General features: G+C 63.1%; 24 protein-coding genes and 1 pseudogene. 15 read left to right on the forward strand and 10 right to left on the reverse strand.

Annotated elements, in window-relative coordinates:
- The first annotated feature begins 263 nt into the window (after positions 1-263).
- The gene (locus NKJ09_RS23730; protein WP_352496194.1) at positions 264-3254 is read left to right on the forward strand and encodes an Rne/Rng family ribonuclease; all 2991 of its coding nucleotides are present in this window, start codon (positions 264-266) and stop codon (positions 3252-3254) included.
- A 97-nt stretch (positions 3255-3351) separates the two neighbouring features.
- On the opposite strand, the gene NKJ09_RS23735 is transcribed toward NKJ09_RS23730, so the two are convergent.
- Complete coding sequence (locus NKJ09_RS23735) at positions 3352-4335, reverse strand: glutaminase (protein WP_352484558.1); 984 nt, start codon at positions 4333-4335, stop codon at positions 3352-3354.
- A gap of 11 nt (positions 4336-4346) precedes the next feature.
- Positions 4347-5495, reverse strand: coding sequence for a pyridoxal phosphate-dependent aminotransferase (locus tag NKJ09_RS23740; RefSeq protein ID WP_352496195.1), 1149 nt, complete (start codon positions 5493-5495; stop codon positions 4347-4349).
- A 146-nt stretch (positions 5496-5641) separates the two neighbouring features.
- Between NKJ09_RS23740 and NKJ09_RS23745 the strand changes: the two genes are divergently transcribed.
- From NKJ09_RS23745 to aat, 6 genes are all read left to right on the forward strand, one after another.
- On the forward strand, positions 5642-7036 hold the full coding sequence (locus NKJ09_RS23745; RefSeq protein WP_352496196.1) for a M48 family metalloprotease: 1395 nt from the start codon (positions 5642-5644) through the stop codon (positions 7034-7036).
- Positions 7037-7106: 70 nt separating this feature from the next.
- The gene (locus tag NKJ09_RS23750) at positions 7107-7910 is read left to right on the forward strand and encodes a DsbA family protein (RefSeq protein WP_023717479.1); all 804 of its coding nucleotides are present in this window, start codon (positions 7107-7109) and stop codon (positions 7908-7910) included.
- A 163-nt stretch (positions 7911-8073) separates the two neighbouring features.
- On the forward strand, positions 8074-8508 hold the full coding sequence (gene aroQ / locus NKJ09_RS23755) for a type II 3-dehydroquinate dehydratase (RefSeq protein ID WP_352484554.1): 435 nt from the start codon (positions 8074-8076) through the stop codon (positions 8506-8508).
- A 26-nt stretch (positions 8509-8534) separates the two neighbouring features.
- Complete coding sequence (gene accB / locus NKJ09_RS23760; protein ID WP_023717477.1) at positions 8535-8993, forward strand: acetyl-CoA carboxylase biotin carboxyl carrier protein; 459 nt, start codon at positions 8535-8537, stop codon at positions 8991-8993.
- Positions 8994-9012: 19 nt separating this feature from the next.
- The gene (accC, locus tag NKJ09_RS23765) at positions 9013-10356 is read left to right on the forward strand and encodes an acetyl-CoA carboxylase biotin carboxylase subunit (RefSeq protein ID WP_352484553.1); all 1344 of its coding nucleotides are present in this window, start codon (positions 9013-9015) and stop codon (positions 10354-10356) included.
- A 15-nt stretch (positions 10357-10371) separates the two neighbouring features.
- A complete protein-coding gene (aat, locus tag NKJ09_RS23770; protein WP_023717475.1) occupies positions 10372-10989 on the forward strand; it encodes a leucyl/phenylalanyl-tRNA--protein transferase in 618 nt (205 codons plus the stop codon).
- A gap of 112 nt (positions 10990-11101) precedes the next feature.
- Here aat and NKJ09_RS23775 read toward each other — a convergent pair whose 3' ends face one another.
- The 3 genes from NKJ09_RS23775 to NKJ09_RS23785 all read right to left on the reverse strand — a co-directional run bounded on the left by NKJ09_RS23775 (position 11102) and on the right by NKJ09_RS23785 (position 12602).
- Positions 11102-11470: a hypothetical protein gene (locus NKJ09_RS23775; protein WP_352496199.1), complete on the reverse strand. Its 369-nt coding sequence runs from the start codon at positions 11468-11470 to the stop codon at positions 11102-11104.
- 92 nt (positions 11471-11562) lie between these two features.
- A complete protein-coding gene (locus tag NKJ09_RS23780; RefSeq protein ID WP_352451095.1) occupies positions 11563-12045 on the reverse strand; it encodes a DUF2155 domain-containing protein in 483 nt (160 codons plus the stop codon).
- 158 nt (positions 12046-12203) lie between these two features.
- Positions 12204-12602 carry an NADH:ubiquinone oxidoreductase subunit NDUFA12 gene (locus tag NKJ09_RS23785; RefSeq protein WP_352484551.1) on the reverse strand — a complete coding sequence of 133 codons (399 nt, stop codon included), beginning with the start codon at positions 12600-12602 and terminating at the stop codon, positions 12204-12206.
- A 245-nt stretch (positions 12603-12847) separates the two neighbouring features.
- On the opposite strand from NKJ09_RS23785, the gene NKJ09_RS23790 reads away from it, so the two are divergent.
- The 5 genes from NKJ09_RS23790 to NKJ09_RS23810 all read left to right on the forward strand — a co-directional run bounded on the left by NKJ09_RS23790 (position 12848) and on the right by NKJ09_RS23810 (position 17863).
- On the forward strand, positions 12848-14008 hold the full coding sequence (locus NKJ09_RS23790; protein WP_352515793.1) for a helix-turn-helix transcriptional regulator: 1161 nt from the start codon (positions 12848-12850) through the stop codon (positions 14006-14008).
- Positions 14009-14215: 207 nt separating this feature from the next.
- Positions 14216-15616, forward strand: coding sequence for an ArnT family glycosyltransferase (locus tag NKJ09_RS23795; RefSeq protein WP_352496716.1), 1401 nt, complete (start codon positions 14216-14218; stop codon positions 15614-15616).
- Between the two features lie 40 nt (positions 15617-15656).
- Entirely contained in the window at positions 15657-16010 is a 354-nt protein-coding gene (locus NKJ09_RS23800) for a hypothetical protein (RefSeq protein WP_352515792.1), read from the forward strand.
- A 147-nt stretch (positions 16011-16157) separates the two neighbouring features.
- Entirely contained in the window at positions 16158-17369 is a 1212-nt protein-coding gene (locus tag NKJ09_RS23805) for a hypothetical protein (RefSeq protein ID WP_352515791.1), read from the forward strand.
- 152 nt (positions 17370-17521) lie between these two features.
- Positions 17522-17863, forward strand: coding sequence for a hypothetical protein (locus NKJ09_RS23810; RefSeq protein WP_352496719.1), 342 nt, complete (start codon positions 17522-17524; stop codon positions 17861-17863).
- A 16-nt stretch (positions 17864-17879) separates the two neighbouring features.
- Here the strand turns inward: NKJ09_RS23810 and NKJ09_RS23815 are convergent, their stop codons facing one another.
- From NKJ09_RS23815 to NKJ09_RS23830, 4 genes are all read right to left on the reverse strand, one after another.
- Positions 17880-18368 (reverse strand): GNAT family N-acetyltransferase, encoded by a 489-nt coding sequence (locus NKJ09_RS23815; RefSeq protein ID WP_352496720.1) that lies wholly within the window; start codon positions 18366-18368, stop codon positions 17880-17882.
- Position 18369: 1 nt separating this feature from the next.
- Positions 18370-19869 carry an Asp-tRNA(Asn)/Glu-tRNA(Gln) amidotransferase subunit GatB gene (gatB, locus tag NKJ09_RS23820; protein ID WP_352496721.1) on the reverse strand — a complete coding sequence of 500 codons (1500 nt, stop codon included), beginning with the start codon at positions 19867-19869 and terminating at the stop codon, positions 18370-18372.
- A 190-nt stretch (positions 19870-20059) separates the two neighbouring features.
- Positions 20060-20491, reverse strand: a complete 432-nt coding sequence (locus tag NKJ09_RS23825) for a CBS domain-containing protein (RefSeq protein ID WP_023717464.1) — start codon at positions 20489-20491, stop codon at positions 20060-20062.
- 100 nt (positions 20492-20591) lie between these two features.
- Positions 20592-21362 carry a rhomboid family intramembrane serine protease gene (locus tag NKJ09_RS23830; protein ID WP_023717463.1) on the reverse strand — a complete coding sequence of 257 codons (771 nt, stop codon included), beginning with the start codon at positions 21360-21362 and terminating at the stop codon, positions 20592-20594.
- Positions 21363-21755: 393 nt separating this feature from the next.
- On the opposite strand from NKJ09_RS23830, the gene NKJ09_RS23835 reads away from it, so the two are divergent.
- The 3 genes from NKJ09_RS23835 to NKJ09_RS23845 all read left to right on the forward strand — a co-directional run bounded on the left by NKJ09_RS23835 (position 21756) and on the right by NKJ09_RS23845 (position 23956).
- Positions 21756-22394, forward strand: a complete 639-nt coding sequence (locus NKJ09_RS23835) for a PAS domain-containing protein (protein ID WP_352496722.1) — start codon at positions 21756-21758, stop codon at positions 22392-22394.
- A 116-nt stretch (positions 22395-22510) separates the two neighbouring features.
- Positions 22511-23128 (forward strand): PilZ domain-containing protein, encoded by a 618-nt coding sequence (locus tag NKJ09_RS23840; protein ID WP_352484542.1) that lies wholly within the window; start codon positions 22511-22513, stop codon positions 23126-23128.
- Between the two features lie 222 nt (positions 23129-23350).
- On the forward strand, positions 23351-23956 hold the full coding sequence (locus tag NKJ09_RS23845) for a transglutaminase-like cysteine peptidase (protein ID WP_352496723.1): 606 nt from the start codon (positions 23351-23353) through the stop codon (positions 23954-23956).
- Between the two features lie 130 nt (positions 23957-24086).
- On the opposite strand, the pseudogene NKJ09_RS23850 reads toward NKJ09_RS23845, so the two are convergent.
- A pseudogene (locus NKJ09_RS23850) lies at positions 24087-24473 on the reverse strand (gamma carbonic anhydrase family protein); the annotation flags it as partial.
- Between the last annotated feature and the right edge of the window lie 186 nt (positions 24474-24659).

Below are 24659 nucleotides of genomic sequence, written 5' to 3' on the forward strand. Positions count from 1 at the left end.
CGTGCCGGCTCTGTATGAGCAAACAAGCTGGTCCGGTTTTTCCCGGGCTTTGGTTCAAAAGGTTCTGCTGGTTACGATGGCTTCAAGCGCAATCATGGAAAGGTCCGCAACAAACCGCGCCACTACGGCTGCGGGCGGCACCGCCATGGCGCTCAGGCAGCGGCCGGCGGACGTTCAATTGTCCGGCACCCATGTTCCAGGTCCACGGCAGCGGGCATTGCCCCGCAAGCTGCGGCCGACGGCTGCCGGGGGGAAACGAAATAATGCCCAACAAAATGCTGATAGACGCCTCCCACCCGGAGGAAACACGCGTTGTCGTCGTTCGCGGTAACCGTATTGAAGAATTCGACTTTGAATCCCAGGACAAGAAGCAGCTCAAAGGAAACATCTATCTCGCCCGCGTAACGCGCGTCGAACCTTCCCTCCAGGCAGCCTTCGTCGAATATGGCGGCAACCGTCACGGTTTCCTCGCCTTCAGTGAAATACACCCCGACTATTACCAGATTCCGGTCGCCGACCGTCAGGCGCTGCTGCGTGCGGAAGCACAGGAAGCCCAGGACGAAGAGGACGAGGAAGCCGCCGAGGGCGACGACCGCCAGAGCCGCGACCGCGGCAAGCGCGGACGCCGGCGTGGCGGCAAGAGCCGCGACCGCGGCGAGCACAGGCGCGAGGCAGGCGCGTCCGACGGTGAGAATGGCGAGAGCGGCGAAGATGCCGTCGCAGAGAACCTGGATGCCGCTGCCGACGGCGGCGACACCATGTCCGATACTGTCGGACAGAGCGAGGATGCCGCCGGACAGAGTGATGAAGTCGCCGATAGCGGCGAGACCGAGCCGTCCGAAGGCGGATCCAGTTCCATCGCTGCCAGCGTCGACGCCGACGTAATCTCGGAAGCCGTCCCGCAAGTAGAGACAAGGGAGGTCGAGACAGGCGGGGCCGAGACGAGCGGCGAAGCGACGTCCGAAGACAATGATCGCGGCATGCTGGAGGAGGTGCAATCCTCGCATTCGGACGATCACGAGGTCGAATCGGTCGGCGCCGAAGACGCGCTAGAAGAAGTGCGCAACCGCCGCAAGCCGGTGCGCCGCCAGTACAAGATCCAGGAAGTGATCAAGCGCCGGCAGATCCTGCTGGTGCAGGTCGTCAAGGAAGAGCGCGGCAACAAGGGTGCAGCGCTGACCACCTACCTGTCGCTGGCCGGCCGCTATTCGGTGCTGATGCCGAACACGGCGCGCGGCGGCGGCATTTCGCGCAAGATCACCAATGCGCAGGACCGCAAGCGGCTGAAGGAAGTGGTCGCCGATCTCGAAGTGCCGCAAGGCATGGGCGTCATCCTGCGTACGGCCGGCGAAAGCCGCACCAAGGCAGAGATCAAGCGCGACTACGAATATTTGATGCGGCTTTGGGAAAATGTCCGCAATCTGACGCTTCAATCCACGGCCCCTGCCCTGGTTTATGAGGAAGGCAGCCTGATCAAGCGGTCGGTGCGCGACCTCTACAACAAGGATATCGACGAGATCCTGGTTTCCGGCGAAGAAGGCTACCGCGAGGCCAAGGATTTCATGCGCATGCTGATGCCGAGCCACGCCAAGGTGGTACAGCCGTTCCGCGACACGACGCCGATCTTTGTGCGCAACGGCATCGAAGCGCAGCTCGACCGCATGCTGCAGCCGCAGGTGACGCTGAAGAGCGGCGGCTACATCATCATCAACCAGACGGAAGCGCTGGTCGCCATCGACGTCAATTCGGGCCGTTCCACCAAGGAGCACTCGATCGAGGACACCGCGCTTCACACCAATCTGGAAGCCGCCGAGGAAGTCGCCCGGCAATTGAGGCTGCGCGATCTCGCCGGCCTCATCGTCATCGACTTCATCGACATGGAGGAGAACCGCAACAACCGCTCCGTCGAGAAGCGGCTGAAGGATCACCTCAAGAACGACCGCGCCCGCATTCAGGTCGGCCGCATCTCGCATTTCGGGCTGATGGAGATGTCGCGCCAGCGCATCCGTGCCAGCGTGCTGGAATCGACGATGAAGCCTTGCCCGCATTGCGGCGGCACCGGCCATGTGCGCTCCGATTCGTCGGTTGCGCTGATGGTGGTGCGGGCAATCGAGGAATTCCTGCTCAAGGATTCGCGCAGCCACATCACGGTGCGGACGCCGGCAGCGACCGCGCTCTATGTGCTCAATCACAAGCGCGGCACGCTGGTGGAATTCGAGCACCGCTTCGGCGTGACCATCACCATCGAAGCCGATGACACGGTCGGTGCACAACACTATGCCATCTTCCGCGGCGCGCTGGCCGAAAAGCCGGAAGGCTTTGTCGAGGCCCGCACGTTCCCGGCCTATGTCGAGCCGGAAGAACCCGAGGACGAGATCGTCATCGAGGAGGAAGAGGAGGCACCGGTGCAGGCTGAGCAGCCACGCCCTGCCCAGCAGCCGCAGCAGCCAAGGTCCGGCGAGGACGGCGAAGGCCGCGATCGCAAGCGCCGCAAGCGCCGCAGACGGCGCGGCGGCAAGGATCGCGAACACGGGGATCGCGAACACGGGGATCGTGAACACGGGGATCGTGAACAGGCCGCTGCCGGGGAAGGTGCTTCCGTTTCGGCGCCGACCGACGATGCCCTCGTAGCCGCCGCCGAGCAAGGCGCGGAAGCGGAACGTGAAGCGCCGGCCGGTGTTGCCGAAACTGCGGAAGCGGCGGACGACGGTCACGGCAAGAAGCGCCGGCGCGGCAAGCGCGGCGGCAAGCGCAATCGCCGTGAAGACGGTGAGGACGGCGTCGAAGCCAGCGCCGGCGAGCCGGCCGGCATGACAGAAGGTGCCGTATTGGAAGCAGAGCCCGTGACCGCCGAGCCGGAAGGCGCGCCGCCGGCCGAAGAGCTTGCGGTGCGTGCTCCGGCGAACGACGACACGCCGAGCGCCGAAAAGCCGAAGAAGCCGCGCCGCGCCGCCAAGCCGAAGAAGGCCGCGGCGGAAGCAGTTGCCGAGATTGCGGGCGCCGAGACATCGGCCGCCGAAGCCGCGGCGGTGGCTTCCGGCGAGACCGCTGCGCCGGTTCGGCAGGAGACCGAAGTGGCGGCTGGCAAGGAAACGCCGAAAGCCCGGCCGTCGCGGCGCAAACCCGCACCGGTGGATGCTCCGGTCGTGCCGGTCGTCTCCTCGATCGTCCCCGACGAGGCAAAGACCGAGGAAGCAAAGGCCGAGGACAAGCCGAAGCGTGCCGGCTGGTGGCAGCGGAAGGGCTTTTTCTAAGCTTTTCCGTGTATTAGCCAGACTTTCTGATTAAAAGAATCCCGCGCTGCTGACTGGCTGCGCGGGATTTCTTCGTGCCAATTCCAGGCGACAGGCACTATGGCGCGAAGATCGACCAGTTCATCATCTTCGCCAGTTTCTCCAGCGCGATCGAGCCCAGCCTGGAATTGCCATTGGCATTGAGGCCAGGCGACCACACCGCAAGCGAGGCGACGCCCGGCACGATCCCCAATATGCCGCCGCCAACGCCGCTCTTGCCGGGAATGCCGACACGGAAAGCGAAGTCGCCGGAGCCGTCATAATGGCCGCAGGTCAGCATCATCGCGCCGATGCGGCGGGCGCGCTCGGCCGAGACGACGGAATGCCCGGTCGCCGGATTGTTGCCGCCATTGGCGAGAAAGCGCCCGGCCAGGGCGAGTTGCCGGCAGCTCATGGCGATCGCGCAATGGTGGAAATAAACGCCCAGCGCCAGTTCCGGCGCGTGATTGAGATTACCGAACGATTTCATGTAATTGGCAAGCGCAAAATTGCGAAAGCCGGTGGCACGTTCGGACGCCGCGACCTCGCGATCGATGATGATCGTGTCGTCATCGGCCAGGAACTGGATGAAGCGCAGGATCTCGCCGATCGCCTCGCGCGGCTGATGGCCGGCAAGCAGGATGTCTGAAACGACGATGGCGCCGGCATTGATGAACGGATTGCGCGGAATGCCGTTCTCGTGCTCGAGCTGGACGATCGAGTTGAACGGATTGCCCGACGGTTCGCGTCCGACCCGTTGCCATAGCGCGTCGCCGACATTGCCGAGCGCCAGCGTCAGCGTGAATACCTTTGAGATGCTCTGGATCGAAAATGCCTCGTCGGCGTCGCCCGCGGTCAGCACGCGGCCGTCATTGGTCACCGCGGCAATGCCGAATTTTTTCGGGTCGATCTTGCTCAGCTGCGGAATATAGCTGGCAACGTCGCCGCGATCGGCACGCTCCGCCATTTCGGCGGCAACCTCGCGCAGTGCCTGTTCAAGCTGGGGCGCCTGTCCAAGTTGGGGCGCCTGTCCGCGTTGCGGCGCCTGTTCAAGCTCCGGCATCGTCGTCCCCGCTACTTCAGCCAGCGTTCGATACGCGCCATCGCCTCGACCATGTCGTCGTGGCTGCCGGCGTAGGAAAAGCGCATCGTGCGATGGCCCTGCAGCGGATCGAAATCGCGGCCGGGCGTCGCCGCCACATGCGCCTCGGCAAGCATCCTGCGCGCAAACGCCATGCTGTCGTTGGTGTGCCGGGTGACGTCGCAGAAGGCGTAGAAGGCGCCGTCCATGGGCGCAGCAAGCGCAAAGCCGAGGTCCGGCAGGCGTTGCATCAAGAGCTCGCGGTTCCAGGCGTAACGCGCCTTCACCGCCTCCAGCTCTTCTGTCGCCTTGAACGCTTCGATCGCGGCAATCTGGGACAGTTCGGGCGGCGAGATGTAGAGGCTCTGGGTGATGCGCTCGATCGGCCGCACCAAATCCTGCGGCAGCACCATCCAGCCGATGCGCCAGCCGGTCATGCAATAATATTTCGAGAAGGAATTGATCACCGTCACGTCCGCGCCGAAAGACAGCGCAGTCGTGTCGGGCGCCGCATAGGCCAGCCGGTGGTAGATCTCGTCTGAGATCACGGCGATGCCAAGCTCGCGCGCCGTCTCGACCAGCGCCTCGAGATCGCCGGCGGGAATGACCGCGCCGGTCGGATTGGCCGGGCTGGCGAACAGCACGCCTTTCAGCGGTTTTTCGCGGTGCGCGGCTTTCAGGTGCTCGGCATGAAGATAGGCGGCGCCGCCGAGCTCGATCTCGGCGATGTCGATGCCGAGCGCAGCCATGATGTTGCGATAGGCCGGATAGCCCGGCGCGGCGATGGCGACGCGGTCGCCCGGATCGAACATCGCCAGGAAGGCAAGGTTGAAGGCAGCCGACGATCCGGTGGTAACGGCTACCCGCTCGGGCGGCACGTCAAGCCCGTAATGCTCGCCATAATGGGCCGCGATTGCCTTGCGCAGGCCGGCGAGGCCCAGCGCGTCGGTATAGCCGATGCGGCCTGCTTTCAAGGCGCTCGCCGCCGCTTCGCGAACCCCGGCCGGTGCCGGGTCGGACGGCTGGCCGACTGCCATGGAAACGACCGGCACGCCCTTGGCCTTCAGCCGATTCGCCTCGGCCAGGATGTCCATGGCGTGGAACGGCTCGACGGCGCCGCGGCGCGAAAGCGAAACAACCATTTTTCAATCCACCACACTTGTCCGCACGTGCCGGCCATGCAGGCCGCGCCGCACAAATGCCCGATTGATGTGGGGATCACAAGTTCGGTAAGTTTTAAGGTGCCGACTTTTCATCCTTCGCCCGCTCGTCTACCAGTGGACCTGCCATGTTAAGCCGACCCAGATCGACGATCGCCAGGACAGCGCGCGCCTTCGCGACGCTTTCGCTTGCCGCGGTGCTAGCCATGGCTGGCTCGGTCAACGCGTTTGCGCAGAATGTGCCGGTGGTGCGCGATGCCGAGATCGAGGCGCTGGTGCGGGATTACGCACGGCCGATCTTCAAAGCGGCCGGCTTATCGGGCGACGCCATCAACATCGTGCTGGTCAACGACCAGAGCTTCAACGCCTTTGTTGCTGGCCGCCGCATGTTCATCAACACCGGCGCGCTGATGACAGCCGAAACCCCCAACGAGATCATCGGGGTCATCGCCCACGAGGCCGGCCATATCGCCGGCGGACACCAGCAAAAGTTGCGCGAACAGCTCGAGCGCGCCAAGACGATGGCAATCCTGGCGACGCTGCTTGGCGCCGGCGCCATGGTGGCCGGCGCCACCAGCAATAGCCGCGGCCTCGCTGGGGCCGGCATGGGCGTGATGGCCGGCGGCGGCGAGATGGCGCAACGCAGTATCCTCGCCTATCAGCGCACCGAAGAGATGACCGCCGACCGCTCGGCAATCGCTTATCTCAATGCTACCGGCCAGTCCGGCATGGGCATGCTGAAGACGTTCAGCCGTTTCCAGAATGCATTGTCGCTCTCGGGCGCCCAAGTCGATCCCTACAAGATCAGCCATCCGATGCCGCAGGAGCGTATCGCCAATCTCGAAGTGCTGGTGAAGCAGAGCCCTTACCTCGACAAGGTCGACCCACCGACACTGCAGCAGCGCCACGACATGATGCGCATCAAGATCGCCGCCTATATGCAAGGACAGGCCGCGGCGTCGCGATTGATACGCAAGAACCCCGGCAGTCTCGCCTCGCGCTATGGCGACGCGCAGATGACCTATCTCTTCGGCAATCTGGCCTCGGCGCTCACCAAGACCAACGCACTGATCAAGGAACAGCCGAAAAATCCCTATTTCCAGGAATTGCGCGGCGACATCCTGATGAAGGCGAACAGGCCGAAGGATGCGGCGGACGCCTATGCCAGGTCGGTCAGCCTCGATCCGGCGCGATCCGGGCTGCTGCCGGTCTCGTACGGCCAGGCGCTGATGGCTATCGGCACGCCGGATTCGCTGAAGAAGGCGGTGGCGCAGATCAACACGGGCCTCGGGCGGGATCGCGAAAACGCCGCCGGATACCGCTATCTGGCACAGGCCTATGGCGAACTCGGCAACATCCCGGCGGCCGAGCTTGCGACCGCCGAAGGGCATTTCTATTCCGGCGACTACAAGAATGCGAAGATCTTCGCCATGCGGGCGCAGCAGAGCATGAAGCGGGGCGAGCCGGGCTGGCTTCGCGCGCAGGACATTATAAACTACGCACCATCAGGTAAGAAGAAGTGAACCTTTCGGACGCACGCTGCGACACAGCCGAACCGAGCGGACCCGAACACAGGCTAGAGGATCGAGGATCATGACCAAGGCAATTCTGCTGGGCACTACCGGAGTGGCAGCCGCCCTCGCCATGCTGGCGTTCGGCTTCGTCGCCGGAAGTCCGCAGACGGCGAAGGCCGGCACGGCGCAGCTTGTCCAGACGGCGTCCTCGGAAACCAAGCTCGACCGCACCGAAGTCGAAGGCATCGTCCGCGACTATCTGCTGAAGAACCCGGAAGTGCTTCTGGAAGCCCAGCAGGCGCTCGAGGCCAAGCAGAAGGAAGAACAGCGCGTCGCCAGTCTCGGCGTCATCAAAGACGCTAAGGACCAGATTTTCAACTCCGCCTTCGACGGCGTTGTCGGCAATCCGAACGGCAAGGTCACCATCGTCGAGTTCTACGATTACAATTGCGGTTACTGCAAACGCGCCATCGATGACATGCGCGCGCTGACCAAGGCCGATCCGGACCTGCGTTTCGTGCTCAAGGAATTCCCGATCCTCGGCCCTGATTCGCAGAAGGCGAGCGTCGTCTCGATGGCCTTCCACTTGATGAAGCCGGAGAAATACGGCGAATTCCACAACGCGCTGCTCGGCGGCCAGGGGCGCGCCACCGAGGCGGCGGCAATCAAGGTGGCGCTGTCGCTCGGCGCCGACGAGGCGGCGCTGCGCGAAAAGATGAAGGACCCGAGCATCACTGAGGCCTTCTCCAAGACCTATGATCTTGCCACCAAGCTCGCCATCACCGGAACGCCGTCCTATGTCGTCGGCAACGAGGTTGTGTTCGGCGCGCTCGGCCAGGAAGTGCTGGCCGAAAAGATCGAGGCGGCGAAGGCCGCACTCTGATTAGCGTTCGGGTTTCGATCAGGCTGCGGGTTTCCGGCGCGGGCCGTTTTCCGGCTGTTGTGGACGGCGAAAGAACGCACTTGCGCTCTTTTCGCCAGCGTCTATGCCCATTATAGAGGGTCCGGCGCGCCGGCTTAGCCGCGCCGGGAAAGGTCGGCATTTTTTGAAAACGGTTTTCGTCCTGAACGGCCCCAATCTCAACGCGCTCGGCAAGCGCGAGCCGGGCATCTATGGCGGCAAGACGCTTGCGGCGATCGCCGACGACTGCAAGCAGGCGGGTGCCGCACTTGGGCTGGAGATCGATTTCCGCCAGTCGAACCATGAGGGCGACCTCGTCGACTGGATCCACGAGGCCGCCGAGAAGGCCGCCGCAATCGTCATCAATCCAGGCGCCTACGGCCACACCTCGATCGCCATTCACGATGCCATCCGCGCCGTCGCGCCGCTGCCGGTCGCTGAGGTGCATCTCTCCAACATCCACGCGCGGGAACCATTCCGCCACGTCTCCATGGTCGCGCCGGTCGCTGTCGGCATGATCTGCGGGTTCGGGCCGCTCGGCTACACGCTGGCGCTGCAGGCGCTGGCTGCACGCCTATGACCGGCCAACAAACAGAAGGCTCGAAAATGTCGATAAAGAAGAACGGTGTTGACCAGCAGCTGATCCGCGACCTGGCGGGCATACTGAACGACACCAACCTCACTGAGATCGAGGTCGAGCTGGGCGATCTGAAGGTGCGCGTCTCGCGGCAGGCGCCGGCCGTCCATGCGATCGCCGCAGCGCCGCCAGCCTATGCCCCGGCAGCAGCGCAGCCTGCGGCAGCGGCCGCGCCGGCGACGCCCGACGTGTCGAAGAACGCCGTCGCCTCGCCAATGGTCGGCACCGCCTATCTGGCACCGTCGCCCGACGCCAAGCCGTTCATCGAAATCGGCCAGAAGGTCAAGGAAGGCCAGACGCTGCTGATCATCGAGGCGATGAAGACGATGAACCAGATCCCCTCGCCGCGCGCCGGCATGGTGACGGCGATCCTGTTCGAAGATGCGCAGCCGGTCGAATACGGCATGCCGCTCGTCGTGATCGAGTAGAGCCGGGAACAGGCGAAAGATGTTCCAGAAAATCCTCATCGCCAATCGCGGCGAAATTGCCCTCAGGGTGCTGCGCGCCTGCAAGGAGCTTGGCATCCAGACGGTGGTGGTGCATTCGACCGCCGACGCCGACGCCATGCATGTGCGTCTCGCCGACGAGAGCGTCTGCATCGGCCCGCCGCCGTCGCGCGACTCCTATCTCAACATCCACCAGATCGTCGCCGCCTGCGAGATCACCGGTGCCGACGCGGTGCATCCCGGCTACGGTTTTTTGTCGGAGAATGCCAAGTTCGCCGACATCCTCGCCGCGCACAACATCACCTTCATCGGCCCGACCGGCGACCATATCCGCATCATGGGCGACAAGATCGAGGCCAAGCGCACCGCAAAGCGCCTCGGCATTCCCGTGGTACCCGGCTCCGACGGCGCGGTCACCGAGGAAAAGGAGGCCAAGCGCATTGCCGCCGAGATCGGCTACCCCGTGATCATCAAGGCGTCGGCCGGCGGCGGCGGGCGCGGCATGAAAGTGGCGCATAGCGAGGCCGACCTCGAGGTGGCGCTGCAGACGGCACGCTCGGAGGCGGGCGCCGCCTTCGGCGACGACGCCGTCTATATCGAGAAGTATCTGCAGAAGCCGCGCCATATCGAAGTGCAGGTGTTCGGCGACGGCGCCGGGCGCGGCGTGCATTTCGGCGAGCGCGACTGCTCGCTGCAGCGCCGCCACCAGAAGGTCTGGGAAGAAGCGCCCTCGCCGGCGCTCAATGCCGAGGAGCGCGCACATATTGGCGGCGTCTGCGCCAAGGCGATCGCCGATCTCGGCTATTCCGGCGCCGGCACCATCGAATTCCTTTATGAGAACGGCGAGTTCTATTTCATCGAGATGAACACGCGCCTGCAGGTCGAACATCCGGTGACCGAGGCGATTACCGGCATCGACCTCGTGCACGAGCAGATCCGCGTCGCCTCGGGCGGCGGGCTTTCGGTGCGCCAGGAAGATATCCGCTTCCACGGCCATGCTATCGAATGCCGCATCAATGCCGAGGATCCGCGCACCTTCACCCCCTCGCCGGGCACCATCACCCACTTCCACACGCCAGGCGGCCTCGGCATCCGCGTCGATTCCGGCGTCTATTCCGGCTACAAGATCCCGCCCTACTACGACAGCCTGATCGGCAAGCTGATCGTGCACGGCCGCAACCGCGTCGAGTGCATGATGCGGCTGCGACGCGCGCTCGATGAATTCGTGGTCGACGGCATCAAGACCACGCTGCCGCTGTTTCGCGACCTCGTCGGCAACGCCGACATCGCCAATGGCGACTACGACATCCACTGGCTGGAAAAATATCTGGCCAAAGGCGAGTGACACAGGGGCGACGCGATGACCCGCCCCTACGCACCCGGCTATCGCATCCCGACCGACCTGTTGCTCAAAGCCTATGCCTCCGGCGTCTTCCCGATGGCCGAAAATGCCAATGACCCCGAGGTGTTCTGGGTGCGGCCGGAGACGCGCGGCATCATTCCGCTCGACGGTTTCCACATCCCGAAGAGCCTGAGGAAGACGATCCGCAAGGATCTGTTCGAATTCCGCATCGATTTCGATTTCGAGGCGACGATCGACGCCTGCGCCGAAAGACGCGAGGAACGGCGGTCGACCTGGATCAACGCACCAATCCGCGAAGCCTATGTCGAGCTGCATCGGATGGGCCATTGCCATTCGGTCGAGGCCTGGCACGACGACCGGCTGGTCGGCGGGCTCTACGGGGTGTCGCTCGGCCGGGTGTTCTTCGGCGAGAGCATGTTTGCCAGGGAGACCGACGCCTCGAAGGCCTGTCTGGTTCATCTGGTCGAGCGCCTGAAGGCGCGCGGCTTTGCGCTGCTCGATACGCAGTTCACGACCGAGCATCTCAAACGTTTCGGCGCAATCGACGTGCCACGTGGCAAGTACGAGAAGATGCTGGCCGAGGCGCTAAAGGGCGAGGCTGTGTTTTTTCCGTGATCTAGAACGGTTCATCGTTTCACGGAAACGCCGAACCGGTCTATTTTGTGTTTTGACGCAATTCCGCACGGAAAACCGTTCACACTTTTCCTGGAATTGCTCTACCGGCCGGTCAGCCCTTGGTCGCCGTCACCACCGGTGTCTGTGCATGGAACATCATCTTCCAGCCATTGACGCGGTGGACATAGCCGGTACTGACCAGTGCTGCATAGGCTTCGCCATTTTGCCGGGTCGCACGCGCCTCGTAGGTCAGCATGACGATGTCGCTGCCGGGCTCGATGATGCCCTTGAGGTCGATGTCGAGCTCGCGCCAGCGCTTCGGCTCCGTCGCGGTTTTGGCCAGATCGGCGTTGCTCATCACCCGCGCCATCTGCGGGAAGGCCACCAGGCATTCGGTGTCGGCGTTGGCCTTGAAATAGTCGGCGTCGCCGGTCCAGAATCCCTTTTCGATGTCGAGAAGCTCGCTTTTGTTGGCCATCATCATGGCAACCTCCTCCCTAGAGAGGCCCCAACGCTCAGGCAACAAGGCGGTTCCGCAAGACGCGGCGTATCTATCCGCCGCGCTGACAGGTTCTAGTTGGTTTTGGGGGCAGCGGGCGCCGGCACGTCGGACTTCTGCTTGCAGCCCTTCAGCCAGATATCATAGACGGCGTGCTCGACGGCGTTGATCCCGGGGCTTTCGGCAAACATCCAGCCGGTGAAGATACGGCGGATTTTCCGGTCGAGCGTGATCTCGTCGACCTCGACGAACGAATCCGTCTTCGGCTCTTCGTTTTCGGGCCGCGAATAGCAGATGCGCGGCGTCACCTGCAAAGCGCCGAATTGCACCGTCTCGTCGATATAGACGTCGAAAGTGATGATGCGACCGGTGATCTTGTCGATACCGGCGAATTCAGCGACGGGATTGGTGATGCGCTCGGATACTGCCGGTGCTGCAGGCGCCACCGACGCGTCCGGCGCAGGCGGCGCCAACTCCTGCGCAGCAGCAAGCGCCACCATAGAAGCGAGAACGACCGCGGTTAATCCGCCCGTCAAAATTCGGCTGAACATGCTCATGCAAGGTCCGGTGGTTTGCGCCCGGGTGATTCTCTTAACGCCAAGGCTAGTTGCTGCTGTCGGATCAGCAAACAGCTAAACAGCAATTGTGGCGACAAAGGACCGCGCCCGTGGGGACACGGTGCCTGTGGGAACCGCGCGCGTGTCGCGGCGATCGATCACGAACCGGGCGTCCAGGCGTCGTAGTCGCCCGTCACCTGCGGACGATGCTGGTTGGTCAGCACCGAGCCCTTCGGGCGATAGGCTGCGGGGCTGCCGGTGAGGTTCGGCACATGCGGCTTTTGCCAGTCGCGGGGCTTGTAGTCTTCCGTTGGCGGCGCAACGTCGACACGGTGATGGATCCAGCCATGCCAGCCGGGCGGAATCGCCGAGGCTTCCGAATAGTCGCGGTAGATGACCCAGCGGCGGGTGCGGCCTTCCGAATCGACGCCGCCCTCGTAGTAGACGTTGCCGACCTCGTCCTGCCCGACCATCTTGCCGTGCCGCCAGGTGTGGAAGCGCGTTCCCAGCGTCTGGCTGTTCCACCAGGTGAAAAACTGCAGAAGGAAAGTTTTCATCCAAATCCTCGTGGCAAGTCCTTGTAGCAAGTCCTCGCGGCGCCTGTTCCTGCTTATGGCGTCACGGCATTGCGAAGGCAAGGGTCTTGCCGCAACCGACGAGCAAATGGCTGGCGGGCAAACTATACGTTCATGCGATCCTCGCGTCCGCGCGAAGCAGATGAAATGGGTTGTTGGCAACCTTACGCAGCGTTATTCTAGGAATGATGCTTCGTCGCCTCAAGGGCGGCAAATGAGAGGGGCTCATGTCATCGCTGGCGGGCACGGCCGGTCGCGCATTGCCGCAGGTCGTTGAGGCGATCTACGATTCGATTGCCGACGTCGGCCGCTGGCAAGCGACACTCGAGGCCATCTGCAGCCTGGCGGAAGGCCAGCTTGCCATGCTCGCCGTCATCGACACGATCAGCAGTTCCGCGCGGTTTTCGGTGTCTTGCGGCGATCCCGCAGTTCTTGAGCCGTTGAAGCATGACTACGGCTCGCAAGTGCCGTTCTATGCGGCGGTTCCCAAGATGGAGATCGACGTGCCGTTCACTGTCGATTCGATCTACGCCCTGCAAGGTCCGGATACGCGACAGAGATGGCTCGAAAGCCGCATCGTGCGCGAATGGGTGCAACCCAACCGGCTGGACGATTTCTTCTGGGTGGCGTTGATGAAGCGGCCGATCCGGATCGGCACGCTGATGGTGGTTACCGACAAGGACAGGCGCCAGATTTCCAGCGAGGACCTCGAGCTTGTCTGCCTGCTGGCGCCGCATGTGCGGCGCGCGGTGACCATCGGCGACCTGTTCGAGGCGGAGCGGCGCAAGGCCGAAATCTTCCGTTCCATCATCGAAAGCCTTGACCATCCCGTGCTGATCGTCGCCGAAGACATGACCATCATCTTCGCCAACCCGACAGCCGAAGCGCTGCTCGCCGAAAACATCTCGGTCGCTTGCGTGCGCGGACAGCTTTCCTTCACCTATGCCAACGCCAATGCCGCGATCGGCCGTGCCGTCCAGCTCGGCACGCGCGACGAATTCGCGCTCGGACCTTGCGGCATCAACATTCCGCTGGCCAAGACGGCCGTTCCGGCGGTGGCCCATGTGATGCCGCTGGCGCGGCGTGAAATCTCGGCGCGTATCTCGCAGCGCGCCGCCGCGGCGATCTTCATCGCCGCGGCCGGTTCGGCACCAATCCCGGCGCTGGACGCCATTGCGGCGCTGTTCGGACTGACCGCGGCAGAAAGGCGCGTCGCCGGTCATGTTGCCGCCGGCCTGACGCGAAAGGAAATCGCCGCGGCCGGCGGCGTCTCGGACGGCACCGTCAAGTCGCAGCTGGCGACGATCTTCGACAAGACCGGTACCGGCGATCAGCGCGAGCTCGAACTCTTGATGCGCGAATTGTCGCCGCCGTTGCGCTCCAGTTGATTTGCGCAGATCCCCCGGACCGGCCGTGGTCCAAAAGGCTCGGCCGGTAAGTTTTCCAAGCCTTTAAGAACATCATCCGCAAAATCTGCAAAACGAAACCGGCATCGTTGCAATTCGGCCAAAATCATGGTGCGGTCGTTCGCGGTCCAGAAACGCGGCACTATGCTCGGCTGGAAAGAAAATGGTTTCTGGCGCGGATCTCGATCTTTGATACCGACATCTACCGAGCGGCTGCTCCCCTACCTTTTCCTGCTTGGGCTGATCGTCATCGCGGTCGCTTTCCGGCCACTGCTGCCCGTCGACGAAACGCGATATCTCAGCGTCACCTGGGAAATGTATCTGAGCGGACAGATCTTCGTCCCGACGATGAATTTCGCGCCCTATCTGCAGAAGCCGCCGCTGCTGTTTTGGCTTATCGACCTTGTCTGGACCGTTTTCGGCGCCAGCCGGCCGGCGGCGATGCTGGTCATCTTCGCCGCCTCCTCACTCGTCATCTGGCTGACGACGGCTTTGGCAAGGACCCTGTTTCCCGGCCGCGACGACATCGCACGGCGCGTCCCCTGGCTGGTCGTCGGAAGCAGCGTGTTCGTCATCTATTCGACGCTGATCCTGTTCGACCTGTTGCTGACGGTCTTCGTGCTCGCCGCGCTGTTGTCGTTGATTGCCTTTGCCCGGAGCGGCGACCGCTGGCAGGCCGTTCTGGCCGGGTTGTTCATCGGCATGGGCGTGCTGACGAAAGGCCCGGTGGTGCTCATCCATATCGGCGCGCCCATCCTGTTCTACCCGTTCTGGCGCGACCGGCGGGCGGGACTGGCGACACCGAACTTCCTCGTTGGAGTGGGCCTGGCAGTGCTCGCCGCGCTAATTCCGGTGGCGATCTGGCTGGTGCCGGCGACCATCCTGACAAAGGGCAGTTTCGTCTATGATCTGGTCTGGAACCAATCGGCGGGGCGCGTCACCGGCAATTTGCGCAATTCGCACGGCCGGCCGTTCTACTTCTATCTGCTGCTGCTGCCGGTCATGTTCATGCCGTGGATTTTTATACCCGAGGTATGGCGATTGAAGCTGCGCACGCGGATACGCAGCCTGATCGAGACGAAGTCGCCCGATCTGCGCGCCTTGCGCTTACTGTCGTTCTCGTTCGTTGCCGTGTTGCTGGCGTTCAGCGCGATATCCGGCAAGCAGCCCCACTATGTCGTGCCGATGTTGCCGTTCGTGACCATCCTGTTCGGGTATTTCATGGCGGAGATCCCGCTCGCCAGGCTGAAAAGCTCGGCCGTCGTCATGCTTGTCATTTTCGGCATCGGCCATGCGGTGGCATCGGCAACCGCGTTCAAACGCTATGACCTGACGCCGCTCGCCAACTTCGTCGACGAGCGAAAGGATGCGGACTGGGCCGTGGCTTTCGACTATCAAGGCGAAGTCGGCTTCCTGGCCCGGTTGCAAAAGCCATTCGAAACCACCGACAAACCGGAAGAATGGCTTGGCTCGCATCCCAGCGGCTATGTCATCGACAAGGTTTCCAAGGATCCCGGCACCGCAGGGCAAATCGCGTTCCGGCTTCGCGTCGAACGCGGCTATCTCGTCGTGCTGAAGGGACAGCATTGACGATCGTTACCGGTTTGCCAATTCATCTCCCGCACGGGAGATGAAGGCGTTGCTGCTCCGTGGTTCCATCGCTCGATTGAACCGGGAGGTATTCATGCGCAAGCTCATCTCGACGACGCTTTTTGTCTTATCGCTCGCTGTGGCCGGCGTTGCTGCCGATCCGGCATGGAGCTTCAAATGTCAGTCCGGTACGATCGGGCAAGGCAGTTGCTCCTGCTCCGGGACCGCCGACTGCACCGACATGCGGCATTCGAAAATGTGCAAGGGCGACCTGAATTGCGGTTCGGGCAAATGCTCGTGCACGGCCGCGTTGGTAGTCGACCCAGGTCCGAAAACCCCCAAGCCCAAGGTCGTCGCGCCGAAGGCGACGACCAAAGGCGTCGTGAAGCAGTAGCCATCCAAGCCGAAAGGACGGCGGCCCGACGCCGCTAGGCCCGCCCGATGTTTTCGCGGTTCATCCCCCGTGCGGGCGATGAACCGCCAGCGGACAAATGCTGCTGTCTAGCCGGAGGGTGGTTTCCAACGACAGAGCGAGGATACCATGTTGAAAACCTGCACGATGCTGTTCTTCGGTCTGATGGCGGCCACCGCGGCCGCCCAGCCGCCGCCTTCGGGGCCGCCGGTTGCCAGTGCGGCACTTGCCCCATGCAACCCCACACAATCGAACAGGCCCTGCAAAGCCGAACTCGGCGTGTTCCTGATCACCAACACCGTCCGCAACCTGGCGCAGGCCAAGGTCGACGCCACCAACGCACAGCTAGCCGCCCAGGGACGATCATCGCGCGCATCGATCGAATCGCTGAAGCAATGGCGGCCGTCGCGCTTTGCGACGCAGATGCTGAACCAGCCGAACAGCTGGTTTGTCAAAGTTCCCTATATCCTCACCATCAAGGTCTCGATCCCGCTGACGTCCGACCGTCACATCGGCATTCCCATAGACGTCAACGTCTTCTGCAGCCGCTGGCAGACCGATTCCAGCCAGGTCATCATCCGCTCGCAACCCGGCCCGGCGAGCTTCGAAGGCGGCAACATCCTCGAAGATGTTTTCAACATCGGCAACTACATCGATGCCCAGGTACGCAGCTCGTTTTCGGCACCCCTGCCGGTGACGACGCCGGTTCCGAATTCGAAATGCTCGGCAATCGACGGGTCCGATGCCGGCACGCAAGCCACCGGCGACGATCTCATCTTCTGGACGGTGCCGCGACGCAACCTGATTGTGACGGACGCCATAGCCAAGCCGACGGTTGAAGTGACCTTCGACAGCCTCACGCGTCTGGCGGCCCGCGACTTCCACAACAATGTGGTCTATGCGGAATCCGAGGCCATTAACCTCAATGTCTACGCCAATGAGGACGGCCTTCAGAAGGCGCTGACGATGCGCGAAGGCGACGTGGCTGCGCTGAACCTTCCCGCACTCAGGCTCGACGCGCGAAAATACGATTCGCTGGTCGTCATCGGCAATGTCGACCAGCCGCCGAACGATCCCAGAGACAGCGCCTTCGCGGTAGCGGCCAAGAGTGCGGGATTCGGTGCCGGTTCCAAGATCATGCAGATCCCGAAGTGGTATTCGAGGCCTCCGGACCAGTTCAATCACAAGCCTACATGGATCAGAGTTCCGGGCTACGAGCTGCACTATACGGTGCGCTATCTCAACAGCGGCGGGCTGGCCGTCGACGGTGGAGCCAGTGCGGTCCGGCCACCAAAAGTCGCCGTTCCGATAAAGACGCTCATCAAGCCGAAAATGCCCTGACGCGGTCGCTCGCGGATGACGGCTGCGGTTCGGACCGCTGCCCCCCATCCCCCGCGCGGCAGATGCGGCAGCGCCGGCTTCATGGCCTGATCCTGCGGGAACAAACGCGCCGCTTCGCCACGAGCGAGCGGCGCCATCGATGGAGACAAACGATGCTGCACCTTCCCCACACCATGCCCGCCGCCCGGATCATTGCGGCAATCTCACTGCTTGCTTTCCCGAACTTCCTGCCGCCGGTCACGAGCCCGGCGAACGCGCTGCCGGTCAGCCAATCCTGCCGGATCACCACCTACTACAAGACGGCGGCGAAGGCGACGGAGGTTGGCGTGCGCTCGACGTGCCAGGGCGTCAAAAAATGGGGCGTCACCTCGAAATATTACGAGGTCGAAAAAATCGAAGCCGCTACGCCGCCGCACACGTCGGGCGGCGGCGGCAGCCTGCCGTGCGAGTTTCTCGCCGCCGGCTGCTCCAACCTGCCTGTGAAACGCAACTGAGCGTCAGGCGAACGAGCTAGCCGATCGCCTTCTCCAAAACCAGCGCCGGCAACCCTGTGGCGCCGCCGCAATCGGCCGTGTCGCCGGCGGGCAAGAACCCTCTCGAGCGGTAGAAGGCGATGGCCGGGGCATTTGCTTCCTCGACCTCGACGCGTAGCGTTCGGGCCTCCGGAAAGCTGGCCTCAATCTCGTCCAGCAGCGCCTGGCCGATGCCTTGCCTCTGCCAGGCCGGATGCACGTAAAGCTGGTTCAGCATGACGATCCTGGCATCCGTGGTGGCGGCGGCGAAAGCCATGCCGCCGATGCTTTTGCCGTCGTCGGCGACTAGGAACTCCGAGTTCGGCCGCGTCAGCCGTGCTTTGAGCGCGGCGATCGAATGCCATTCATCGGTGATTTCGGTAACCCGCGCCGCGCCGTAGATGGCGTCATAGGTGGCATGCCATGTCTCGATCAGCAATGCGCGCACCGCCGCCAGATCGCGCTCGCCGGCGGTGCGGACGAACATCCTACTCGATCCCGAGCTTGGCCTTGACCAGCTCGTTGACCGCCTGCGGATTGGCCTTGCCGCCGGTCGCCTTCATCACCTGGCCGACGAACCAGCCGGCCATGGTCGGCTTGGCACGCGCCTGCTCGACCTTGTCCGGGTTGGCCGCGATCACCTCGTCCACCGCCCTTTCGATGGCGCCGGTGTCGGTGACCTGCTTCATGCCACGGCTTTCGACCAGCTGACGCGGATCGCCGCCCTCGTTCCAGACGATTTCGAACAGATCCTTGGCGATCTTGCCGGAGATGGTGCCTTCCTTGATCAGGTCGATGACGGCACCAAGCTGGTCGGGCGAAACAGGAGCGTTTTCAATATCCTTGCCGGCCTTGTTCAAGGCCCCCAGGAGGTCGTTGATGACCCAGTTGGCGGCGAGCTTGCCGTCGCGCCCGGCCGCCACCTTCTCGAAATAATCGGCGACCGCCTTTTCCGATACCAGGATCGAGGCATCGTAGGTCGACAGGCCAAGCGAAGCGATCAGCCGAGCCTTCTTGGCGTCGGGAAGTTCCGGCAGGTCCTTTGCCAACTCGTCGACATAGGCCTGGTCGAATTCCAGCGGCAGAAGATCGGGATCCGGGAAATAGCGGTAGTCATGCGCTTCTTCCTTGGAGCGCATCGAGCGCGTCTCACCCTTGTTGGGGTCGAACAGCCGCGTTTCCTGCTCGATCCTGCCGCCGTCCTCGAGGATGGCAATCTGGCGGCGCGCCTCATAGTCGATGGCCTGGCCGATGAAGCGGATCGAGTTGACGTTCTTGATCTCGCAGCGCGTGCCGAATTCGCCGCCGGGCCGGCGCACCGAGACGTTGACGTCGGCCCGCAACGAGCCTTCGTCCATATTGCCGTCGCACGTGCCGAGATAGCGCACGATGGTGCGCAGCTTGGTGACATACGCCTTGGCTTCATCGGCGGAGCGCATATCCGGCTTGGAGACGATCTCCATCAGCGCCACGCCGGAGCGGTTGAGATCGACATAGGACATTGTCGCATGCTGGTCGTGCATCGACTTGCCGGCATCCTGCTCCAGGTGCAGGCGCTCGATGCCGATCTCGATGTCCTCGAATTCGCCCTGCCGGTCCGGGCCGACCGAGACGATCACCTTGCCCTCGCCGACGATCGGCTGCTTGAACTGCGAGATCTGGTAGCCCTGCGGCAGATCGGGATAGAAATAGTTTTTCCTGTCGAAGACCGATTTGTGGTTGATCTCAGCCTTCAGGCCCAACCCGGTACGGATCGCCTGCTTGACGCATTCCTCGTTGATGACCGGCAGCATGCCGGGCATCGCCGCGTCGACCAGGCTGACATTGGCATTGGGCGCGGCGCCGAAAATGGTCGACGCGCCGGAAAACAGCTTTGCCTGCGAGGTCACCTGCGCATGGACCTCGAGGCCGATGATGATCTCCCAGTCGCCGGTGGCGCCGGGAACCAGGCGCTTGGCGTCGGGCGTGCGGGTATCGATGAGGGTCATAGTGGCCTGCATAGTGGAATTGCGGATATGCGAGAACGCATATTTTGATGTGCAACTTCGCTAGTGCAAACCGCCAAGAGAGACAAGCGCAAAGCCGCGGGCGCCGACGCGGCACAGGCCCGCACCTGCCGCGATGGACTGCTATAGCAGCTTGAAAAAATTCAATGGCCGGCAACCCGGCCGCCCTCACCTATGCCGTGGCGATATAGGCCCTGATTTCCTCGGCCTCGCGCTCGACATCCTCGATGCGCCGCTTGACCACGTCGCCGATCGACACGATGCCGTCGAGCAGCCCGTTCTTTTCCACCGGCAGATGGCGGAAGCGGCCCTTGGTCATGATCTCCATGACCTCGTTGACGGTGTGGTTCTCATTGCAGATCTTCACCTTGGGCGTCATCGCCGAGCGGATGGCAAGGTCGAGCGCCGCCGCCCCCTCCTTGGCGAGAACCCGCACCACATCGCGCTCGGAAAGAATGCCGACGATCTTGTGATCGCCGTTGGTGATGACCAGCGCGCCGATCCTGTGTTCGGAAAGCATGCGGATGGCTTCGCTGAGCTTTTCGTTCGGCCCGAGCGTCACCACGTCGTGGCCTTTTGCCTCGAGAATTGCCTTAACAGTCATGGCGTCCTCCTCTGCATTTCCTGCCGGCTCCTGCCTTGGCCGGCTTTCCCTAGTATGAACATGGTGCGCCGCGATCGGTTTCATTTCAAGTGCGGAGGTCTCAGGTGTCCGGCTCGTCCGCCTGTTGCAGCGCCTGCTCTCGCCGATCAAAGAACCGCAGGCCGAAGAAGCCGGCAAGAAAGCCGCCAATATGGGCTTCCCAGGCGATCTGGCCGTCAATGCCGGGCGCCAGGCCGAAGAGGCCGGTCGCCAGGTTGATCACCATCCACATGGCGAGAAAGGTGACGACGCCGCGCGAGCGCAGCACCGCCGCCATCGGCAAAGGCTGGCCGGCGAAGGCGGCCTTGCCCGACGAGCGGTCGATGCGGAAGCCATAGCGCGCCGCCGCACCCATCATGCCGGAAATCGCGCCGGAGGCGCCGACCAGCGGCGCTTCGCCAAGCGGATGCATGGCCCAGAACAGCGCCACCGCCGCCAGTCCGGTCGCGGCGAAGAACAGGCTGAAGCGCAACGCGCCGAAGCGGTTGGCCAGCGGTGAGCCGAAGGCCGCGAGCCACACCATGTTGATGGCAAGATGGGCAAAACCGCCATGCAGAAAGGCATAGGTAAAAGGGCTTGAAAACGCGAAGAAATCCAGGTCGAAGCGGCCGGAATAGCGGATCGGCACAAAGGCTGCCCGGACAAGCAGTTCGAAGTCCTGGTCGTCGGTCAGCCAATAGACCCGGATCAGATGGACGGCGACGCAGATGCCGATCACCGCCAGCACCACGGGCGGCAGGTTGAACACCGGTTCACGGCGTTGCTCCGGTTCGCGGGCGGCAGGCCCACTCTCGCCCTGCTCGATCTCCGGTGGGCTTTCTGGGTCGCTCATATGGCTTGCACTCAGTCGCTGGATTGGACTTCGCGAGCATGTAGATCACGGCCAACCGAATCACAAACGGCGAATCAGCAGCTCCGAATCAAAAAAGGAAGCCGTCCAAGGTTTCCCTTGAACGGCTGGTCGAGCCCCCTTGCTCCCCCTGAACTCTTGACTGAAGTGCTGCCGATCGTCGCAAAACGACCGCTTCTGGAGTGGTTTTGGTGTGCCACAGGCCTGGCCAGCGCGCAACGTAAACCAGTTGTTAACCTTAACCGCCCCGACCCGTGAACAAGTATTAACGATGCTGGCACGCATCCTGCTCCGCAACGCATGTAGGTCTTCGGAGGGCGCCCTTCTGTTCACCGATGGGACATCAGAAGACAGAATGCGCGGAGCAGCATTAGCATGAACCAGACCGGATCGATCACGCTGTTCCATTATTGGAACCGATTGCGTGACGGACGCCCTGCCCCGAAACGCTCGGAAGTCGAACCGGCCGACATCAAGTCGCTGCTGGCCGACACGTTCATCCTGGAAAAGGACACGCGCGGCGAAGCAGTGTTCCGGCTCGCCGGCACCAGGCTCTGCGCGGCCTATGGCCGCGAACTCAAGGGGTTTTCATTCCCTTCGCTGTGGCGCGAGAAGGACCAGCGGCTAATTTCGAAGCTGACCGATGGCGTCTTCGACCTGAAATCGGTGGTGCTCATCACCTATGAGGGTTTCAGCCGCAACGGCCGTTCCAACAGGTTCGAGCTGCTCGCACTGCCGCTCGACGGCGGTGTCGAGAGTCCGCGTTGCCTCGGTGTGATAAGCGCCGTTGAAAAGCCCTTCTGGCTGGGTGCCGACCCGGTTCTCGACGCGTTGATCGATTCGATCCGTGTCGTCGATCCCGACAAGGAGCCGATGTTCCTGAAGAACCGGCCGGCGATAGAGGTTCCCTCGCTCGCCCCATCGGAATTCGACCCGCCCGAGACGATTTCGGCGCTCGGCCAGGCCCGCCGCATCCGTCACCTGGTCGTCTTCGACGGCGGACGCGAGGAATGATGCCCAAAGCTTAAAGCAACAGCGCCGGGCTTTCCCCTTTGTTAACCTGCTTTGTTGTAGTTTTCCGCTGAAATTCCCCGCATCCATGCGCGGAATGCCGAAGGGGTATGGCAGTCATGAGGTCAGCGGCGGTCGACCATGCGCCGTCCCAAGCTGAAAGGCGTAACTTTCAGCGCGTCCGCGTGAAGATTTACGGACGCTTCATGCTGGAAGACCGCACCGAACATCCCTGCCAGGTGGTCGACATGTCGCCCGGCAACGTTTCACTGCGCACCGAGCGTGCCGGCCTGCCGGGTGAAAAGGTCATTGCCTATATCGATCACATCGGCCGAATCGAGGGCGTCATCACCCGCACTTTGCAGGATGGCTTTGCGATGACCGTCATCGCGTCGGACCGCAAGAGGGACAAGCTCGCCGCGCAACTGACCTGGCTTGCCAACAAGCACGAGCTCGACCTGCCGGAAGACCGCCGCCATGAACGCGTGGCACCGCGCAACCCGACGAGCGTGCTGCAACTTGCTGACGGACGGCAGTACCAGTGCCGCATCATCGATCTGTCGCTGTCGGGCGCCGCGATCGAGATCGACGTCAAGCCGGCCATCGGCGTCCAGGTAACGCTGGGCACCATGCGCGGCCAGGTGGTGCGCCATTTCGAAGATGGCGTCGCCATCGAGTTCGCCGTCATCCAGCGGCCGGAAACGCTCGACACCGAATTCAGCTCGCCGCGCGGCTGACGCGAAAGTTTTAGCACCATCGCGAAGGATCGCCATCCTAGCTGTTCGAACGGTGCGACGAAGCATGGGAATGCACCCGGCTAGAATCCTTAAATAATTCTATACTCAATTGCATCCAATTTTATGTTTATTCTACTGGCGTTTTACTTAATGTCTACTTCGCGCTTTTGCGTCAAATAAATCCAGCCGTGTCATTGTCTCCTCAAACGGGGAGACTGAATAATGAAAAAGACGAGGGGCAAGCTGTTGCTGGCGGCAATAGCGATGCAGCTTTTCGGCTGGGGGACTGCAAACGCGGCGGAGCCGGCGTTCATGCATACCGGCGGCCGCACCACGCAGCCGGTCGGTCACTACGAATTGTGCCGGCAGCTCCCGCAGGAATGCAATCAGAGGACGCCGAACCGGGCACCGGTCGAACTCACCCGCAAGCTGTGGGCAACGATCGTCAAGATCAACAATTCGGTCAACAGCAAGGTCGCGCCGCGCACCGACATGGAAATGTGGGGCAAGGAAGAAGTCTGGTCGTTTCCCAAAGGCTTCGGCGACTGCGAGGACTATGCGCTGGAAAAGCGCCGCGAACTGATGAGCATGGGCGTGCCGGCCGGCGATCTGCTGATGACGGTGGTGCGCCAGCGCAACGGCGACGGCCATGCGGTGCTGACCGTGCGCACCAGCCTTGGAGAGTTCATCCTCGACAATCTCCAGCCCAAGGTGCTGTCCTGGACCAAGACCAGTTACACCTACCTGAAGCGCCAGTCCGACCGCAATTCCGGCGCCTGGGTAACGATCAACGACGGCCGCTCCGACGCGGTCGCCAGCGTCCGCTGAGGACGCGACGGAAAACCCGGTCGAGTCCCCACCCTCCCCGTCCCCAACGACCGGGTTTAGGAGCCGGCCCCGTCCCCGGGCCGGCTCCACCATTTCTGGGCTTGCGATAGGCGGCCTTCACTGACCGGCGCTACACTTTCCTCAACCCAGCCCTGAACCGCCTGCCGTTGGCCACATAATGCGCGGCAGAGGCGCGCAGCCTGGCGATTGCGGCTTCGTCGAGCGTCCTGACGACGCGCGCGGGCGAGCCGACGATCAGTGAATTGTCGGGGAATTGCTTGCCTTCGGTGACCAGTGCACCAGCCCCGACCAGCGAGTTGTTACCGATCTTCGCGCCGTTCAGCACGATGGCGCCCATGCCGATCAGGCTGTTGTGGCCGATCGTGCAGCCATGCAGCAAGGCACGGTGGCCGATCGTGCAGCCTTGGCCGACGGTCAGCGGAAAGCCGGCGTCGGTGTGCATGATGGTGTGCTCCTGCACGTTGGTGTCGGCGCCGATGACGATCGGCTCGGGGGGGGGCCGGGGGGGGCCCCCGCCACCCCCGCCCGGCGGTGGGGGGGGGCGGGGGTTTTGGGGAGAGGGGGGGGGGGGGGGGGGGGCGGTTGGGGGGGGGGGGGGGGGCCGCCCCCCCCCCCCCCCCGGGCGGGGGGGGGGGGGGGGGGGGGGGGGGGGGGGGGGGGGGGCGGGGCGGCGGGCGGCGCG

It is taken from the genome of Mesorhizobium sp. M0189 (assembly GCF_040322135.1).
Classification (GTDB): domain Bacteria; phylum Pseudomonadota; class Alphaproteobacteria; order Rhizobiales; family Rhizobiaceae; genus Mesorhizobium.

Bases quoted from the DNA above. Each gene is read 5' to 3' on its own strand.
- NKJ09_RS23730 (WP_352496194.1), top strand. From the start codon at position 264: ATGCCCAACAAAATGCTGATAGACGCCTCCCACCCGGAGGAAACACGC.
- NKJ09_RS23735 (WP_352484558.1), bottom strand. From the start codon at position 4,335: ATGCCGGAGCTTGAACAGGCGCCGCAACGCGGACAGGCGCCCCAACTT.
- NKJ09_RS23740 (WP_352496195.1), bottom strand. From the start codon at position 5,495: ATGGTTGTTTCGCTTTCGCGCCGCGGCGCCGTCGAGCCGTTCCACGCC.
- NKJ09_RS23745 (WP_352496196.1), top strand. From the start codon at position 5,642: ATGTTAAGCCGACCCAGATCGACGATCGCCAGGACAGCGCGCGCCTTC.
- NKJ09_RS23750 (WP_023717479.1), top strand. From the start codon at position 7,107: ATGACCAAGGCAATTCTGCTGGGCACTACCGGAGTGGCAGCCGCCCTC.
- accB (WP_023717477.1), top strand. From the start codon at position 8,535: ATGTCGATAAAGAAGAACGGTGTTGACCAGCAGCTGATCCGCGACCTG.
- accC (WP_352484553.1), top strand. From the start codon at position 9,013: ATGTTCCAGAAAATCCTCATCGCCAATCGCGGCGAAATTGCCCTCAGG.
- aat (WP_023717475.1), top strand. From the start codon at position 10,372: ATGACCCGCCCCTACGCACCCGGCTATCGCATCCCGACCGACCTGTTG.
- NKJ09_RS23775 (WP_352496199.1), bottom strand. From the start codon at position 11,470: ATGATGGCCAACAAAAGCGAGCTTCTCGACATCGAAAAGGGATTCTGG.
- NKJ09_RS23780 (WP_352451095.1), bottom strand. From the start codon at position 12,045: ATGAGCATGTTCAGCCGAATTTTGACGGGCGGATTAACCGCGGTCGTT.
- NKJ09_RS23785 (WP_352484551.1), bottom strand. From the start codon at position 12,602: ATGAAAACTTTCCTTCTGCAGTTTTTCACCTGGTGGAACAGCCAGACG.
- NKJ09_RS23790 (WP_352515793.1), top strand. From the start codon at position 12,848: ATGTCATCGCTGGCGGGCACGGCCGGTCGCGCATTGCCGCAGGTCGTT.
- NKJ09_RS23800 (WP_352515792.1), top strand. From the start codon at position 15,657: ATGAAGGCGTTGCTGCTCCGTGGTTCCATCGCTCGATTGAACCGGGAG.
- NKJ09_RS23805 (WP_352515791.1), top strand. From the start codon at position 16,158: ATGTTGAAAACCTGCACGATGCTGTTCTTCGGTCTGATGGCGGCCACC.
- NKJ09_RS23810 (WP_352496719.1), top strand. From the start codon at position 17,522: ATGCTGCACCTTCCCCACACCATGCCCGCCGCCCGGATCATTGCGGCA.
- NKJ09_RS23815 (WP_352496720.1), bottom strand. From the start codon at position 18,368: ATGTTCGTCCGCACCGCCGGCGAGCGCGATCTGGCGGCGGTGCGCGCA.
- gatB (WP_352496721.1), bottom strand. From the start codon at position 19,869: ATGACCCTCATCGATACCCGCACGCCCGACGCCAAGCGCCTGGTTCCC.
- NKJ09_RS23825 (WP_023717464.1), bottom strand. From the start codon at position 20,491: ATGACTGTTAAGGCAATTCTCGAGGCAAAAGGCCACGACGTGGTGACG.
- NKJ09_RS23830 (WP_023717463.1), bottom strand. From the start codon at position 21,362: ATGAGCGACCCAGAAAGCCCACCGGAGATCGAGCAGGGCGAGAGTGGG.
- NKJ09_RS23835 (WP_352496722.1), top strand. From the start codon at position 21,756: ATGAACCAGACCGGATCGATCACGCTGTTCCATTATTGGAACCGATTG.
- NKJ09_RS23840 (WP_352484542.1), top strand. From the start codon at position 22,511: ATGAGGTCAGCGGCGGTCGACCATGCGCCGTCCCAAGCTGAAAGGCGT.
- NKJ09_RS23845 (WP_352496723.1), top strand. From the start codon at position 23,351: ATGAAAAAGACGAGGGGCAAGCTGTTGCTGGCGGCAATAGCGATGCAG.